Source organism: Olsenella uli DSM 7084 (genome assembly GCF_000143845.1).
Lineage (GTDB): Bacteria > Actinomycetota > Coriobacteriia > Coriobacteriales > Atopobiaceae > Olsenella > Olsenella uli.
Genome location: NC_014363.1, coordinates 247,531 through 262,080 on the forward strand (window position 1 = coordinate 247,531; position 14,550 = coordinate 262,080).

The following is a 14,550-nucleotide window of genomic DNA, read 5'->3' on the forward strand; positions in this document are numbered from 1 at the left end:
GAAACCCATCTCAACCAATCCGTCGGCTATATAGCGATCGAGTGGGAATAGATTTTTTGTCCAAAAATCATCTGTTAAGGGGGTACTTTTTACGATTTTCTAAAAAAGTACCCCCTTAAAAAGCCATTCAACTATCTTCCAGTGCGAGTCCGCGGACTTTGCTTACAGGTCTCTGCTATCTGCATCTTCAATTGATACTGACTCGAATACTATCTATAATTCTGGCTAACAATATAGGAGGTCAGAAATGACGGCATTGACGATGGGGCTCTCAGAGGCCAAGAATAATTTCTCTCGTGTGACGGCAGAGGTGAACAGGACGGGCAAGTCAGTCACCATCTTGAAGAACAACAAGCCCTGGGTCGTAATCCAACCGGCTCGGGAGAATAGCAACGCCACGGACGTGGCAGTCGACTTTATGGACGAGTACGCAGATGTGTTCGAAGAGCTTGCCAAGTGAGCGTCCTAGCCTTCTCCAAAGAAGATGTCCTGGCTATCCACGCGTCTGCAATCGAGCGGTTTGGCGGGCTTGATGGCTTACGCGACGAGGGGCTCCTCGACTCGGCGTTAGCGCAACCGCTCCAAACCTTCGGTGGAGCAAACCTGTACCCAAGCGCTATCGACAGGGCGTGCAGATGCGCCTTCGGCATCATATCCGACCCCCGTTTCTCGATGGCAACAAGAGAACAGGCGCCGCCCTGCTCGGCACATACCTCAGGATGTCTGGCATTGGCTTCAGGCCTGACCACGCAGCCTTCCTCAAGGTCATGCTAGGTGTTGCGGATGGGTCGGTAGGCTACGATGCGCTCGTCGATTGGGTTGAAAGCGTAGTGGCATAAAGCGCTCCGTGACCTGCGGCACATCCATGAGGCCATTCGCCAGGTCGCTTGCTTCGGATGTCGAGGAGGCGGCAGATCTTTAGTTTCTCTGCCCCGGCATCCTCGCGGCCTTCCGCATCATCATCCGATATTGCATGGGGTGCCGGGAACGCGCCGCGCGGCATCTGGGGGACGCCGCCTTTCGTGGGATGGCGAACCGTCCTCTCGTCTCGCATCCTTTGCCCTCGGGTCGCAACGAGGCCCAAGGAGTCGCGTCTTTTCGACGTGACAAGCAGAGAGATACCTGTTGGGAGGCGCGTGCGCAAAGACACGCGGGGCGTTAGGCCACGCTAAGGCTCGCTAGGTTGTGGATGAGCGGATATTCAGCTATCTACCGACGAGATAAAATTAGATTCGACGAATAAAAGAAGGGATTGTCTTGGCTAAGACTACGAACAAAACGAGCAGTCTCACAAGCGAGGAGATCCTTGGGCGCTTCGTTGTACGCGCGCGGAGAGTCGAGGATCATTCGCTAGTCAAAAATGGGGATATCGAGCGCTACGCCACTCCCAGGATGACGTTTAGCGTAACCGAGACTGGCAGCGCGAGTACTCAGCATCACGTATGCACCGATGAGAAGGCTATAGAATCACTTGCGACGAGGCTGCGTCCCTTCATCGTAAGGAGCGAGCCGATATATCTGCCAAAGATACTCGATGCCATTTGCGCTCAAGCGCCCGGCGAAGCACTCTCGGAAAACGAAGCCGAGGTTTTGGAAACCACGAAGAGCTGGTTCTCCCATCGTTACGAGAAAAAAGACAGCGAACGCTACGGGGTCCAGCTTATAGGGAGAGACGGTGAGCTCCTGACTAGCCTGCTCTCTGACGCGCTACTTGCAGAGGCCTGGATTTACACGGATGCAGTGCACGCCGACCCGAAGGGAGAAAAGGCAGAGGCGCAAAAGCTTAGCTACTCTGATCGCTATAGGGCAGCTTCCTCGTACTCCTGCGAATTTGCCAGTGTAATCGTAAATTTGCTCAACCTTGTTCGCTCGCTCTCGGAAAGGAGTCTGCTTCAAGTGCCGGATTCTGCCTGGACCGAACCCGCGTCTTATGCCGAAGCGGATAAAAACGACCAAGAGCAGATTGCCGCGGGTTCAGCGTATGTCTTTCCAATAGGGACCGAAATTCCCGCAGGAGCTAATCCCGAAGACATCCCAGGTGCGCGCAAGGCGACTCCTGCAGTGATGCTCAGACTGCAGCATCCTGAGAGCTCTGCGACCGTAATATCGTTCGATATTAGCCAGAAGCACGCAAGCTGTTACGAGGCGATTTACAGCAGTAAAGACGGGTTTCTGGTGTTTTGCATCGATGAAATCGGCAAGCTGATGATTTCAAAGGAGGCTATGGCTCAAGGAGGCGGGCCAGTTGGTTCAATTTCTTTTGCAGCAAGCGAGTCGCACCAATCTGAGGCTCACGATTTCCTCGCATCAATAGCTCCACCAAACATCTTCGGCCTTAAATTTATATTTGAGGGAAAGCCGATATTTGCGCTTTTGCAGCCGTCGAAACGTATTGCGGCAACAACAAAATAGGATTTATTCGAACCGTGATATAGCTTGAACAATTGGTGTAGTCACTTCGATGTCGCCAAATTGCATTCCCCAGCCCAGAGGCGTCGCTCTTCAGTCGGAAATCGTCACTCTTGGGTCGGGGAGCGCCCCACCCTGTCGGCGCCGTTTCAGCCCATATAGCCAGTTGCACGCAATCTAACTGCGTTTTCGCAGGTCAGGGCTGTCACTCTTCGGTCGAGCAAAAATACTCTCCCCAAGTGACTGCACGGTTTTCGCGACAGCAGAGCGACAATAACCGCAGGTCAGACGATGTGCTGACTACACGGAAATGGCTGATGTAACCATCGAGTGGGAGTAAACCGTTTACTATATTCCTTTAGCTTAGCAACTAGTCGCATCTTTTAGCATCTATTCGATTCGGCAGTCTCGTCTCGGGGCTGCCATTTCTCATTCAAGCACATTTCGATTTTGCGAGCTTGCGGCGCGAGGCGCTAGATCGCGGCGAGCCTACTGTAAGCCACCTTTGGCCAAAATAATTAACATGGCGTTCCAGAACTGGGAGGGCTTTGTTCTTTCACTTCGCCTTCGAGCGATATAATGAACGTGTCATATTTGCCTTGTCGAAGCATGTCGACATTAACGGTTGCTGGCCATGAAGCATGGACATATCGATTCGCTTGATCGCTTCGTCTGGTTTAGACTGGCTTTCGATTCTACCAACAATGACAAAATTCAAATTTATGGGAGTAAATAGTGTTGAAGGCATTAGTTGTATATTATTCATATTCAGGAATAACAAGAAGATTAGCTGAAGATATTGCGTTGATTACAGACGGAGAATTGAGAGAACTGAAACCACAAAAACCTTATTCATTTTCATACAATACAGCTGTAAAAGAAGCGAGAGAAGAAATTGAAAAAGGGTATTGCCCGCCGCTTGCAGAAGGGGTGGAACCAGTTGAGGGTGCAGAAGTAATTTTTATAGGCTCACCGAACTGGCTCAAAACTTTTGCGCCACCTGTTTTGACATTTTTGAAGACGGTTGATTTGAGCGGAAGAACAATAATTCCATTTTGCACTCATGGTGGTGGAGGTTTTGGGAGGATGATTGAGGACTATAAAAAAGAATGTAGAAATTCAATCATAAAAGAAGGGATAGCCTTAAAGGGAGACTACAGTTTTGATGAGCTTCAAAGCTGGTTAAATAATAATTTGTAAATCTCAGTTTGCCTCACATGTCACGTAGTCGTTCATGGCGGAGACAATCCGTGCTGCAACTCTTCTGCCGGGCGAAACCACTCTTCGCAAGTGACTACATGGTTTTCGCGATAGTAGAGTGACAATAACTGCAGGTCAGATGATATGCTTGCTACATGGAAACGGGCCATGCAACCATTGAGTGGGAGTAGCGGAATATGGGAATTCAATTCCCATATTTGACAGTACTGGATACCGATGGGCAATGGCCTCCCGTTGCCGGGAGGCCATCTTATGTACAAGACCCTCCCGCCCATCATCGACGAGGTGCAGCGCGCACCGGAGCTCTTCTCCCCGGTGAAATGGGTCGTTGACCAATCGGAGGAAAGGGACCGCATCGTCCTCACCGGTTCGCAAACATACCACCTCATGAAGGGCGTGAGCGAGTCTCTAGCAGGAAGGATGCGGATTCTGGAGATGCCCAGTTTGAGCCTGAGGGGGCTCTCCGGCAATTCCTCCAACCCCCATCCCTACTCGCCGACTACCTTGAGTCAGCGGAAATCAAGGATGGAGGAACCGAGACGGTGGCCGTCCGATGCGAATGCCCTCTCAAGCTGGATCTGAGGCTGCAGAAGTCGTTCAGGACGGACGGCGAGGAGGCCGTCGATGTGGAAGAGGGAAGCGATTGGATGGAAGGTATGGGATATGAAGACCTTGATCAAGGGAGCGTTCGATTCGACATTAACGAGAAGGCCCCCTCGCGAGAATCGCCGCATCAACCCGTGTAGGCCTCGTCTGCTCGATTGGCGAAATCCTGGGAAGCGAGCCATGACTCTTCTTCAGGGGTCTCCGGAACGTCGATCCTCTCGATCTTGAATATCACCGGCCTCGTGCCGTCGTTGCAGCAGGCGATCATCATGCGCTCGTCGTTTGTCCAGCGATGCATGATAGACCCACCTTGGAGCGCGGTGTAGACGTAGCGGCTGATCGCATCCCATGCCTCGCCGCACGGAAAGTCCCCACCGCCTGCGAGCGTCCCTTTTCCCAGACGGTAGAAGCTATCGTTCTCCGGCGTCCGCTCGAAGGTGAAGACCTGCCCCGCTTCGAAGCAGGGGCATGGGCCGCTTTGCGGATTCGCCAGGTACTTCTCCTGCAAGTCGGGAAACACCTTGGTCTTCAGGACCGTCACCTTGCATTTGTACTGCATCGATAGACCCCTCGTCAGTCAGTTTGCGCTACTCTTAAATGAAGCTTGCAGGGCCGTAAATGGGTTTCTTCAAGACCTCTTTACCCGTCATCGTGACTCGAAAAAGCGCATTAGGGGGGCGCGGTCCCTGGAGTGGGAAGGGTAAATTGGACACCAAGTCATCTTAACCTCTCCGACCTCCCCGGACCTTCGCGGTCCAAGTTTCCGTCCGCATCCCATTTGTTAGATTTTTATATCATATTGACTGTTGAAAAGCTTTCTTTGCTTTGACACTGTAACCCCTGAAAGGATGTCTTACGAAACGGCGTCAAATGCTGTTGGCGTGCGCACCTACTCTGGTGATTTCCGTAACAGCAGCACTCACCGCATGTTCCTCGGAAAACAAGGAAACCACCGCTGAGAGCAACAGTTCAGCCGAACAAGTCGTAGGCGTTTGGGAGGCATATGATATTTATGATCCCAAGCAAGGCACTATGACCGAGGCAGGATACTCTAAGATCAGCGAATAGTTCCAGGCAATATATGCCTTTAATTTCGCTGAAGACGGCACCGGTTCGTTCATTCGCTTCGGTGTACGGAAACCATTTACTTGGACTGTTGACGGTGACGGCAAGATCACCGTTACCCTTGAAGGAACCGCAGGCGCTTTCACAGGTCAGATCGATGCAAGCACAGGTAGGCTAAGACTTAAGGGCCCGGATGAGACGGATGCCGAGCTTAAGCAAGTTTCAAAAACTCCAGGGCCTCTTGTGAGCCCTCAGGGCCGGAGCGTTTTGCGATACTCGCTGGGGAGCATACCGACCTCACGCCTGAACAGCTCCGAGAAACGGCTTGTGCACGTGTAACCTACAGAGCGCGCGATCTGCTCGATGGTGAGATCAGGCTGTCTGAGCAGAAGTTCGGCCTGCGACATCCTCCGTTCCTGGACATAGCCCGTCACAGTCTTGCCATTCGCCTTCTTGAACGTCTCCTTGAATTTGGTGGGGCTCATGCAGGCTATGGCCGACAGGTCGGCAATGCGCAGGACAGACGAGCAGTGGTCGTCGATATAGCGCACGACATCCTGGATCCTCGCCCAGTCAGATGAGCTGACGGGCTTGCGGGTGCTTGCGCGCGGCTGCCTCGTGCCTTCCACGATAAGCCCCATCGCCTCGAGGACCTTACCCTCGTAGTACAGCGCGCTGTGGCTCTGACCACCGGGCACAGGCCATAGCTTGGCGAGGAGAGCCTTCAATTCCAGATGCTCCCCATCGTTTCCGAGCGAGACGAACGCTTCCTCGACGCTCGCGAACCCGCCGGGATACTCTTTTTCGAGGAACCGCCTGGAAAACTCATGCGACACCTCGATTGAGATGCTTTGAACGGGTATGCCGGCATGCGCAATGCCCTTCCATGGCTCTCCCTTGAAGCTCTGGCCCCAGAGGCTGTTCGGCCTGAGCTTGCGGTAGGGGTTGAACTCCTCTCCTGAAATCGACTTGAAGCATGTGATCGTGAGATAGTCAGAGGTCTCGGAACTCATGACGAAGTCGTCGTCCATGACGAAGTCGTGGATGCTGATGCTCCAATCGGCTTCTTGAGGCGACAGGAAATGAAACCATCCTCGACATGCGCCCTGCCCAGACCGGTACGATCTCCACAGCTCTTCGAAGCCATCGGGCGACGGCACGGGCGAGAAGCCGGTATCTCCCAACATCTTCTCCTGAAACGCCTTCTCCATTTTCCGTCCCTTCGTCATGTGGCGTTGAGACAGGACTTCACGTCGATCAGACGGAAAATCAGCCTAAATACCCGATAGACCATGCTCAAACATATACTCGCAAGATAAAGATAGCCAAAGCTAATATTTTTTGAAAGGACAGAGATGGGCCAGCAAGAAACAGCGGGGAAGGGCACGGGAAGGCTTGCGGCACGGGACCTTGTCACGGTGGGCATATTCACGGCGCTCTACCTGGTGTTCATGATGGTGGGCGGCGCGTTCTTCGCCCCCAACCCCGTGCTCACATTCTGGATGCCGGCTGCGGTGGCCTTGCTCACCGGACCGATCTACCTTCTGCTCATTGCCAAGGTGCCCAAGCACGGGCCGCTCATCGTCGTGGGCGTCGTCGAGGGGCTGCTCCTTTTTGCGACGGGCATGTACTGGGGCTGGGCGGTGGCCTGCGTCGTCCTGGGCATAGCTGCCGATATCATAGCCGGCATCGGCCGGTTCAGGAGCAAGGCGCTCAACTTCACGGCGTTCGTCGTCTACTCGCTTTCCCCCATGGGATCCTATCTTATGCTCTGGGCCAACCCGACGGGCTATGCTTCATACCTGGTGGGCAAAGGAGCCGAGCAAGCCTATATGGACACGATGATGTCCACGGCGACCGACTGGATGCTGCCTGCGATGGTGCTTGCCACCGTGGCCTGCGCCATCATAAGCGGGCTTCTGGGTATGCGCCTGCTGCACCGCCAGTTTGAAAAAGCCGGAATCACAGCCTAGGCGCACGCGTATGCCCAAAACGCGGAAGATTCCTGGAGCATCCCTGAGAAGAGATGGGACGCCGGGGAGGGGCGTGCGCCTCGATCCACGCGCCAAGCTCGCGTCAATCGCCGCCATGGCCGTCGCGGTGGCGCTGGCACCGAATATGCTTTGCGACTTCGCGCTCATGGGATTTGCCTTCGCCTTTGGAAGCATGTTGGGGCAGCTCCGGGTCTCTGCGGCCATGCTCGTTCTATATGCGCTGTTCATAACGCTCGCGCAGTTCGTCCCATACTTGGATGACGTGGGCCTGCGCACCATGTTCTCCTCGTTTCTTCTCCTGATGCGCAAGGTGTTCGCCTGCGGGCTCATGGCGTACGCCACGGTGAAGACCACGCACATAGACGAATTCATGAGCGCGCTGACGCGGATGAGAGTGCCCCGTGCGGTGACGATTCCTCTGGCCGTCGCCCTTCGCTACGTGCCGACCGTGCGCGAAGACTGGGGGTTCATCAAAGACGCCATGCGCATGCGCGGCATATCGCCAAGCCCGCTGGGGTTCATCCAGGCGCCGATGCGCACCATCGACTGCATCTACGTCCCCCTGCTCATGAGCGCGAGCCGCGCCGCCGACGAGCTTTCCATGGCCGCCGTGGCACGTGGCATTGAAAACCCCGTGGCGCGCACCTGCTATCTGCATATAGAGCTGCGGCGCGCGGATCTCCTGACGTTCGCGGCATCCCTCGCCGTCGTTGCGAGCATGCTCGTGATCAGGGCGGGCGCATGATCTCCTTCAGGCATGTCTCCTTCTCCTACGGCACGTCCCCCGCGGCCGATAACGCGGGGGTCAGGGACGTGTCGCTGTCCGTTGCTCCCGGCGAAGTCGTCGTGCTCTGCGGACGGTCGGGCTGCGGCAAGTCGACCCTGCTCAGACTCGCAAACGGCCTCGTGCCTCGCTTCTTTCCAGGAGAGAAGACCGGCCACGTCATGCTCGACGGCACCGACGTGGACGACCTTGCCACCTGGGAGATAGCGCAGCGGACGGGCTCGCTCTTCCAGAACCCACACACCCAGTTCTTCAACGTGGAGACCACGGGCGAAGTTGCGTTTGGGCTGGAGAGCGCGGGGTGGCCCGAAGGGAAGATCCGCCCCCGCGTGAGCGAGACCTTCGAGGAGCTTGGCCTTTCCACGCTGGCAGACCGCAGCATCTTCGAGCTTTCGGGCGGCGAACGCCAGAAGATCGCCTACGCGAGCATCTGGGCCCAACATCCCGCGAACCTACTGCTGGACGAGCCCACGAGCAATCTCGATCTGACCTCGATAGACGCCATGACGGCATTCGTGGGACACGCCAAGGAAAGAGGCTGCGCGATTCTCGTTGCCGAACACCGGCTCTCCTGGCTCGCCAACATCGCCGACAGGTACGTGTACCTGGAGAAAGGGAGCGTGGGGCGCGTCATGGAAGCGGCGGAGTTCGCGTCGCTCGACGCCCGGGAGGTCGAACGGATGGGGCTGCGCGCCCGCAGCACAGGCGAGATAGCCCCGCGCGCGAACCCTTCCGTGAACACGGATTCCCCTCGCGCGGGCGACGCGCTGCTCGCGACGCGGGCTCTCTCGGTCTCCTATGGTGCGGCCCCCGTCCTGCGCGGCGCGGCACTGGAGCTGCGCGCGGGCGAAATCGCGGCGCTGGTCGGCCGCAACGGAGCGGGCAAGACCACGCTGTGCCGGGTATTGTGCGGGTTCGAGCGTCGGACGCGGGGAGAGATCCTGCTCAATGGCACGACCGCCGCGCGCAGGGAACGCGTGCGCGTCTCGTCGATGGTGTTCCAGGATGTCAACTACCAGCTGTTCGCCGAGAGCGCGACCGAAGAGGTGACCTTCGGCCTGCCTCGGCGCAAGGCCGAGAGCGTGGACGTTGCGCGCGTCCTGTCCGAGCTCGACCTCGTCGCCTTGGGCGATCGGCACCCGGCCACCCTCTCGGGCGGGCAGAAGCAGCGTCTGGCCGTCGCGGCGTGCGTCGCCGCAGGAAAGCGCGTGCTCGTGTTCGACGAGCCCACGAGTGGCCTCGACCTCGACGGCATGCGACGTATAGCCCGGCTGCTCAGACGGCTCGCGGATCAGAGCCGTGCGCTCCTGGTGGTAACGCACGACCTGGAGCTCGTCGCGTGCGCCTGCGACCGGGTGCTGTGTGTGGAAGACGGCGCGCTACGCGCTCCGCTCGCGACCGCCGAGCAGTTCGATGCCGTGAAAGCTCTGATGGGTTCGGTCGTTTCCCGGTAAGGAGGATCTTCGTGGAAATCAGGAGGGGGGCAGACCCCGTCGCCCTCGTGTTCGCGTGGGCGGGGCGGCACCGGAGGTACCTGGTCGCCTCGGTTGTGTGCGCCACGCTGTCGGGCCTCTTGGTCGCAGTGCCCTATCTCGCCGTGTTCGATGTCATGAGCGCCGTCTACGGAGGCACGGCCACGGCCGACGCGATAGCGGTAGACGTCGCCATTCTCGCCGTGGGAATAGCCCTGCGCTTCGTCCTCTTCGCCTTCGCGGGCACGCTTTCGCACAAGGGCGCCTATGGGACGCTCTTCGACGTGCGCTGCCGCATCCTCGAACGTCTCTCGAAGGCCCCGCTCGGCGAGATGGACGAGCGCAGCACGGGCAAGATCAAGACGGTGCTCTCCGACGACGTGGAGAACCTCGAGCTCCTGCTCGCGCACAACCTGCCCGAGGCCTTGATGTACGGCGCAGGGCCCGTCGCGACCTTCGCCTTCCTGCTCTTCGCGAACGTGCCGCTCGCCTTGGCCACGCTCATCCCCGCCATTGCGGCGCTGGCGGTGCTCGTGTCGCTTTTCAAGGTCATGAGCTCGATCATGGGCCGTGCGACGAAGTCGCTCGAGGACATGAACTCCGTCATGGCGGAATACGTGAGCGGCATGCGCACCGTCAGGGCGCTCGACATGGGCACGCGTTCATTCGGGCGTTTCAGGAAGGCGGTGGACGAGGAAAACGCCGTGTGGTGCGAGATATCGCGTAAGACCGGCCCGGGATTCGCCTCCTACGTCATCATCATCGAAGCCGGGTTGCTCATCATGGTGCCGGCAGGGGCGTTCATGTTGACGAACGGCGCCATCGATGTCTCCACCTATCTTCTGTTCGCGTTCGTCGGATCGCTCTACCTCACCGAGATAAGGCTCCTGCAGAGCTTCGCCAACAAGCTCTCCCAAGTCTCCGCCAGCGCCGAGCGCGTTCAGGAGCTTTTGGATATCCCTGTGTTCGGCGGAGGCGTTCCGTTTCCTGACGACGCCTCCATCCGCCTCGACGGAGTGTCGTTCTCCTATGCCGATGACGCGCCCGAGGTGCTGCACGATGTCTCGCTCGACGTGGCGGTGGGCGAGCGGATCGCCATCGTGGGCGCGTCCGGCTCGGGCAAGTCGACCCTCATCCAGCTGATAGGGCGTTTCTACGACGTGACGTCGGGCAGCGTCTCCATCGGCGGTATCGACGTGCGACGCATCGACTACGACGACCTGCTGGCCCACGTGTCGGCGGTGTTCCAGAAGACCTTCCTTGCCAGCGGAACCATCCTGGAAAACATCCGTATGGGATCGGATGCCACGCTCGACGAGGTGCGTGCGGCCGCGCGGCGCGCGCAGGCCGACGACTTCATCCAGGCGCTGCCGCAAGGCTACGACACGCGCATGGGCACGTTGGGAGGTCGCCTTTCCGGCGGAGAGCGCCAGCGCATCGCTATCGCCCGCGCCATCTTGAAAGACGCCCCCATCCTGATCCTCGATGAAGCCACAAGCGCCGCCGACCCGGAAAACCAGGTGCTCATCGACCGGGCGATCGACAACCTGTGCGAAGGCAAGACGGTGCTCGTCGTGGCGCATCGACTCGACGTGGTTGACGGCTGCGACGCCGTCGCCGTGATGGAAGACGGGCGCATCACCTGCATGGGTCCGCACGACGCCGTGCTCGAGACAAGCTCCTATTACCGCAGCGCATGGGCCGCCTGGACGCGCTCGCGCTCCATGAGCTACCGCATCGGCGAAAAGGAGGGGCGCCATGTCCGATAAGGCTCGGGATGCTGCACGCAACCCGTTCGCGAAGAACCGGGATTTCTACCTCTCGTGCATCTGCACAATCGCAGAGGGCCTGCTCGGCGGTGCGAACTTCGTGCTCATCTGGATGGTGATGCACCAGGTGTTCGCAGGCGCCGTCGAGCTCGCTGCCCTTCTGCAGATCACCGGGATGCTCGTCGTCGTCTTCGCCGCGCGTCTTGCAATCTACCGCTTTGGATACGTACGCGGGCAGGTGGGCGGCGCCCACGTGAGTCACGACCTGCGCATCGCCTTGGGCGACGCCATCAAGCACATCCCGTTGTCGCATTTCGCGAAGCGCTCGAGCGGGCAATACCTGCAGGCGCTCACAGTCAACGTGAACGATTACGAGCAGATTCTCACCCACCGCACGGGTGACATCGTGAGAGGGGCGGTGCTGGCGACGACGGTCTGCGCGTTCACATTCTGGCTCTATGCGCCGGCTGGCATCGTGATCGCATGCTCGTTCCTATCGCTCGTCCCCGCTGTCGCGCTCTCGTGGCGCCAAGTCAGGGCCTTCGGACCCCGCAAGGACGAGGTGCGCGCGAGCAGTTCGAGCGCCATCATGGAACACGTCGATGGCATGCAGACCTTGCGCGCCTACGGGGTCGCGGGCGTGCACAACCGCTCCATCGTGGAGAGCATGCGTGCGTTCTCGCACGTGAGCTACGTATACGAACGAGCGATCATCCCGGTCGGGGCCGTATGGTCCATCTTCGCGGGCCTTGCCCAGCCCCTCCTCGTGTGGATGTGCTATAGCGCATGGACGGCAGGGACGCTGCCCGTCGAATCTTTTTTGCTCATCGCCATGTTGCCCCTGTTCACCCTCAAGCTCGGAAGCGCCCTGTTCATCGACCTGACCGCCTACCGCAACCTCGAGATCGCCAGACGCAACATCGCGTCCGTGCTTGAAGAGCCTGAGGAGACTGGCAGTTTCGACGACATGCCTATGCAAGGTACGGGCATCGAGCTTGCGCACGTGGGGTTCTCCTATGGGGATGGCCCGGCCGTGCTCGAGGACTTTGATCTGACCATCCCCGAAGGAAGGCTGACGGCGCTTGTGGGCGATTCGGGCTGCGGCAAGTCAACGGTGCTCAACCTGGTAGCCCAGCTGTACCGACCCCAGAGCGGGACAGTGAGCTTCGGGGGCGTGGATGCGAGCGGCTTTGCGCCCGAGAGCGTGCTGCGCAACGTGGCGCTCGTCGACCAGGACGTCTTCCTCTTCGACGACTCGGTGATGGACAACGTGCGCTACGCCCGCCCCTCTGCAAGCGACGAGGACGTGCACGAGGCGTGCCGCCTGGCAAACGCCGACGCGTTCGTGCAAGCGCTGCCGCAAGGCTACGACACGCGGATAGGCGAGAGGGGCGGCAAGCTCTCCGGCGGCGAGCGCCAGCGGCTTTCGATTGCCCGCGCCATCCTGCGCGATGCGCCCATCGTGCTTTTGGACGAGGCCACATCGAACCTCGACATAGAAAACGAGCTCGCCGTGCGCGAGGCCGTCGCAAACTTGCTCGCCCACCGCAAGACCGTGGTGATGGTGGCTCACACGCTGCCCATTGTGCGCACGGCCGACCAGATCGCCGTCATCGACGGCGGACGAGTCGCTGAGCTGGGATGCCACGACGAGCTCATGGTGCTCGGCGGCAAGTACGCCCGCATGTGGGCGGCATCGAGCAACGGGTAGCTAGATGCCGCCCTCGCGTCGGCAAGAAAACGGCGACCCGATCCCGAAGAACGTGCGCAGGCGCAAGACGCCTTCCTCGTCGAGATCGTATTGGCCGGCGACCCCGCCCCCTCTCATCTCGGTCACCCGGTCTCCGATGATCCGCGCAAGTTCGTAGTCGTGCGTCACGACGAGAACGAATATCCCGGTGCCGGCCAGTTCCCTCAGCAACTCCGCCGTCTGCGCCATGTGGGCGTAATCAAGCCCGCTCGTCGGCTCATCGAACGCGATCACCCTCTTTCCGCAGAACACGGCGGCTGCTATGGCGCAGCGCTGCTTCTGCCCGCCCGACAACGTCAGAGGATGGCGGTCCCTCACATCCCGAAGATCCATCCGGTCAAGCACCGACTCCAGAGCGGAAGCATCGGGCCGAGCCGCCCCGAGGACGACCTCGTCCTCGACGCTGTCGCAGAACAGCTGATGGTTGACTTCCTGCATCACCTCGTAGCTGATCGGCAGCCGCTTTCTCGCTTTGGTCGACGCACCGCCAATCGCTATGGTTCCGCGCCTCTCCTTGGCAAGTCCGCATATCACCGAGGCGAGGGTCGACTTTCCCGCCCCGTTGTCTCCCACGATCATCTCGATGTGGCCCGCGCCGAACCGTGCGTCGCCGACGGAAAGGGAGCACTCAGAGCGCCGGGAGTACGAGAACGCGAGATCGCGAAGATGAATCTCGCAGGAACACGGGGGCTCTGTCGGCGCGCTTGTCCTCGGGATGTCGAACGCATCCAGCCTCACAGGTCGTATGCCCGTCTCAAGGCGCTGCTCGCGGGTAAGGCCGGCAAGCTCCTCCATGGCGTAGCTGCCGGCGACCCTCCCGCCGTCAAGGTAGACCGCACGATCGGCGATGCCTTCGAGGTACCAGGTGCGATGCTCGGCAACGAGGATCGTCTTTCCCTTCGCCTTCAGCAGGCTCAGGATGCGCTGCAACTCACGAATCGCAGGAAAGTCGAGGTTCGCCGACGGCTCGTCCAGAAGGAACACATCAGGGTCCGAGGCATAGACGCTCGCGACGGCAAGACGCTGCTTCTCACCGCCCGAGAGCTGGAAGATGCTGCGATTCATGAGGCTTTCTATTCCCAGTTCTTCTGCCGCGTTGCCGACTCTTCGAACAATCTCTGCGCGCTCCAGTCCTTGATTCTCGCAACCGAAGGCCACCTCGCTCGTGGTATTAAGGGTATAGAACTGCGTGCGCGGGTTCTGGAAAACGGTTCCCACGCTGCGGGCGATCTCGTACTGCGGGCACGATGCGGGGTCCATGCCGGCGACTTCCACCTTCCCGCTCGCCTCGCCATCGTAGAACTCGGGAATCATGCCGTTCAGCAGGCGAAGGACGGTGGATTTTCCACAGCCGCTCTTGCCGCACAGAAGAACGCATTCGCCTGCTGCCACATCGAGCGACAGAGACGAGAGGCTCGGGACGCCGGCGCCTCTATACGAGAACGTGACATCGGCTAACGAGACCGCAGACTCCTCCATC

Annotated in this window: 13 protein-coding genes; 10 read left to right on the forward strand and 3 right to left on the reverse strand. The window is 59.1% G+C overall.

Features of this window, described 5'->3' with window-relative positions; all coding sequences use genetic code 11:
* Nucleotides 1-247 precede the first annotated feature (247 nt).
* The 5 genes from OLSU_RS01090 (at nt 248) to OLSU_RS01105 (ending at nt 4,212) form a co-directional block, all read left to right on the forward strand.
* Nucleotides 248-460, forward strand: a complete 213-nt coding sequence (locus tag OLSU_RS01090) for a type II toxin-antitoxin system Phd/YefM family antitoxin (RefSeq protein ID WP_013251094.1) — start codon at nt 248-250, stop codon at nt 458-460.
* Complete coding sequence (locus OLSU_RS09870) at nt 457-774, forward strand: type II toxin-antitoxin system death-on-curing family toxin (RefSeq protein WP_407635716.1); 318 nt, start codon at nt 457-459, stop codon at nt 772-774. Before OLSU_RS01090 ends, OLSU_RS09870 begins: the two co-directional genes overlap by 4 nt.
* A 483-nt stretch (nt 775-1,257) precedes the next feature.
* Nucleotides 1,258-2,412, forward strand: a complete 1,155-nt coding sequence (locus OLSU_RS01100; protein ID WP_013251095.1) for a hypothetical protein — start codon at nt 1,258-1,260, stop codon at nt 2,410-2,412.
* Between the two features lie 732 nt (nt 2,413-3,144).
* Nucleotides 3,145-3,609, forward strand: a complete 465-nt coding sequence (locus OLSU_RS09260; protein ID WP_407635717.1) for a flavodoxin — start codon at nt 3,145-3,147, stop codon at nt 3,607-3,609.
* Nucleotides 3,610-3,882: 273 nt separating this feature from the next.
* A complete protein-coding gene (locus OLSU_RS01105) occupies nt 3,883-4,212 on the forward strand; it encodes an AAA family ATPase (protein ID WP_236697238.1) in 330 nt (109 codons plus the stop codon).
* Nucleotides 4,213-4,363: 151 nt separating this feature from the next.
* Here OLSU_RS01105 and OLSU_RS01110 read toward each other — a convergent pair whose 3' ends face one another.
* Nucleotides 4,364-4,795, reverse strand: coding sequence for a TIGR04076 family protein (locus OLSU_RS01110; protein WP_013251098.1), 432 nt, complete (start codon nt 4,793-4,795; stop codon nt 4,364-4,366).
* A gap of 757 nt (nt 4,796-5,552) precedes the next feature.
* Nucleotides 5,553-6,512 (reverse strand): helix-turn-helix transcriptional regulator, encoded by a 960-nt coding sequence (locus tag OLSU_RS01115; RefSeq protein WP_013251099.1) that lies wholly within the window; start codon nt 6,510-6,512, stop codon nt 5,553-5,555.
* Nucleotides 6,513-6,656: 144 nt separating this feature from the next.
* Here OLSU_RS01115 and OLSU_RS01120 point away from each other — a divergent pair, with 144 nt between their 5' ends.
* The 5 genes from OLSU_RS01120 to OLSU_RS01140 all read left to right on the forward strand — a co-directional run bounded on the left by OLSU_RS01120 (nt 6,657) and on the right by OLSU_RS01140 (nt 13,031).
* On the forward strand, nt 6,657-7,274 hold the full coding sequence (locus OLSU_RS01120; protein WP_013251100.1) for an MptD family putative ECF transporter S component: 618 nt from the start codon (nt 6,657-6,659) through the stop codon (nt 7,272-7,274).
* Between the two features lie 73 nt (nt 7,275-7,347).
* A complete protein-coding gene (locus OLSU_RS01125) occupies nt 7,348-8,040 on the forward strand; it encodes an energy-coupling factor transporter transmembrane component T (protein ID WP_236697237.1) in 693 nt (230 codons plus the stop codon).
* Nucleotides 8,037-9,533 (forward strand): ABC transporter ATP-binding protein, encoded by a 1,497-nt coding sequence (locus OLSU_RS01130; protein ID WP_013251102.1) that lies wholly within the window; start codon nt 8,037-8,039, stop codon nt 9,531-9,533. Before OLSU_RS01125 ends, OLSU_RS01130 begins: the two co-directional genes overlap by 4 nt.
* An 11-nt stretch (nt 9,534-9,544) precedes the next feature.
* Nucleotides 9,545-11,320, forward strand: a complete 1,776-nt coding sequence (locus OLSU_RS01135; RefSeq protein ID WP_013251103.1) for an ABC transporter ATP-binding protein — start codon at nt 9,545-9,547, stop codon at nt 11,318-11,320.
* Entirely contained in the window at nt 11,310-13,031 is a 1,722-nt protein-coding gene (locus OLSU_RS01140) for an ABC transporter ATP-binding protein (RefSeq protein ID WP_013251104.1), read from the forward strand. Before OLSU_RS01135 ends, OLSU_RS01140 begins: the two co-directional genes overlap by 11 nt.
* Here the strand turns inward: OLSU_RS01140 and OLSU_RS01145 are convergent, their stop codons facing one another.
* The gene (locus OLSU_RS01145; protein WP_013251105.1) at nt 13,032-14,549 is read right to left on the reverse strand and encodes an ABC transporter ATP-binding protein; all 1,518 of its coding nucleotides are present in this window, start codon (nt 14,547-14,549) and stop codon (nt 13,032-13,034) included.
* Nucleotide 14,550 lies beyond the last annotated feature (1 nt).

Bases quoted from the DNA above. Each gene is read 5' to 3' on its own strand.
- OLSU_RS01090 (WP_013251094.1), top strand. From the start codon at position 248: ATGACGGCATTGACGATGGGGCTCTCAGAGGCCAAGAATAATTTCTCT.
- OLSU_RS01105 (WP_236697238.1), top strand. From the start codon at position 3,883: ATGTACAAGACCCTCCCGCCCATCATCGACGAGGTGCAGCGCGCACCG.
- OLSU_RS01110 (WP_013251098.1), bottom strand. From the start codon at position 4,795: ATGCAGTACAAATGCAAGGTGACGGTCCTGAAGACCAAGGTGTTTCCC.
- OLSU_RS01115 (WP_013251099.1), bottom strand. From the start codon at position 6,512: ATGGAGAAGGCGTTTCAGGAGAAGATGTTGGGAGATACCGGCTTCTCG.
- OLSU_RS01120 (WP_013251100.1), top strand. From the start codon at position 6,657: ATGGGCCAGCAAGAAACAGCGGGGAAGGGCACGGGAAGGCTTGCGGCA.
- OLSU_RS01130 (WP_013251102.1), top strand. From the start codon at position 8,037: ATGATCTCCTTCAGGCATGTCTCCTTCTCCTACGGCACGTCCCCCGCG.
- OLSU_RS01140 (WP_013251104.1), top strand. From the start codon at position 11,310: ATGTCCGATAAGGCTCGGGATGCTGCACGCAACCCGTTCGCGAAGAAC.
- OLSU_RS01145 (WP_013251105.1), bottom strand. From the start codon at position 14,549: ATGGAGGAGTCTGCGGTCTCGTTAGCCGATGTCACGTTCTCGTATAGA.